At 77.4% G+C, this 1,002-nt stretch carries 1 protein-coding gene; it reads left to right on the top strand.

Annotated elements, in window-relative coordinates; genetic code table 11:
- Window positions 1-65: 65 nt before the first annotated feature.
- Window positions 66-1,002 (top strand): serine/threonine-protein kinase (locus AB0J52_RS42205; protein WP_500188953.1); only part of this gene is annotated, 937 nt, incomplete at its 3' end.

The raw sequence follows: 1,002 nt of genomic DNA, 5'->3' as shown, positions 1-1,002 counted from the left end.
CGAGCGCGGGCGCGGGACGGGCGGCCGGGGCGCAACCGGAGGCGGAGGCGACGCGTCTATAGGGCGTGGAGTGGCGCATCGACGGTTTCGAGGAGATCCGGGAACTGGGGCGCGGCGGTCAGGGCCGGGTGGTCTTGGCCAGGCACGCGGCGTCCGGCCGCCTGGTCGCGGTGAAGTACCTGCTCGGCGGCGCGGGGTCCGCCGCGCGGGACCGGTTCCGGGAGGAGGCGGTCCTGCTCGGGCGGGTCCGCGACCCGCACGTCGCGCGGCTGTACCAGCTCGTGGAGAACGAACGCGGGCTCGCGCTGGTCATGGAGGCCGTGGACGGCGTCTCGTTCCGGGAGGTCCTGGCCCGGTACGGGTCGCTCGCGCCGGAGGCGGCGCTGGCCGTCCTCAAGGGGTCGCTGCTCGGGCTCTCCGCCGCGCACACGGCGGGCGTGGTGCACCGCGACTACAAGCCGTCCAACGTGATCGTCCCGGCGGACGGCCGGTCCAAGCTCATCGACTTCGGCGTGGCGACCCTCGCGGGGGCTGCGTCCGCCTCCGGGACGCCCGCCTACATGGCCCCGGAGCAATGGCTCGGCGAGCCCGCCGGTCCCGCCGCGGACGTCTACGCCGCCACCTGCGTGTTCGTCGAGACCGTGTCGGGGCGCAGGCCGTTCGCGGACGCGCCGCGCGCCGGGCACCTGACCGGCCCGGTCCCCGTCGAGGACGTCCCGGAACCGCTGCGTCCGCTGATCGCGCGGGGCATGGCGAAGAGCGCGGCGGCGCGTCCGCCCGGGGCCGCCGCTTTCGTCCGCGAACTGGAGGATCTCGCGCGCGCCGCCTACGGACCCGACTGGGAGTCGCGCGGCGCGCACCTGCTCGCGGGCATCGCCATGGCGCTCGCCTCGCTGTTCCCCCTCGCCGCGCTCAGCGCGAGCGCGAGCGCGGCCGGAGCCGCCACGGCCGGAGCGGGAGGGGGCGCCGCCGGAGCGGGCGCGGCGGCGGGGACGGCCGGTG

It is taken from the genome of Spirillospora sp. NPDC049652 (assembly GCF_040675125.1).
Lineage (GTDB): Bacteria > Actinomycetota > Actinomycetes > Streptosporangiales > Streptosporangiaceae > Spirillospora.
The sequence above is the reverse complement of the archived record's forward strand: the minus strand, read 5'-3'. Positions and strand labels throughout refer to the sequence as shown.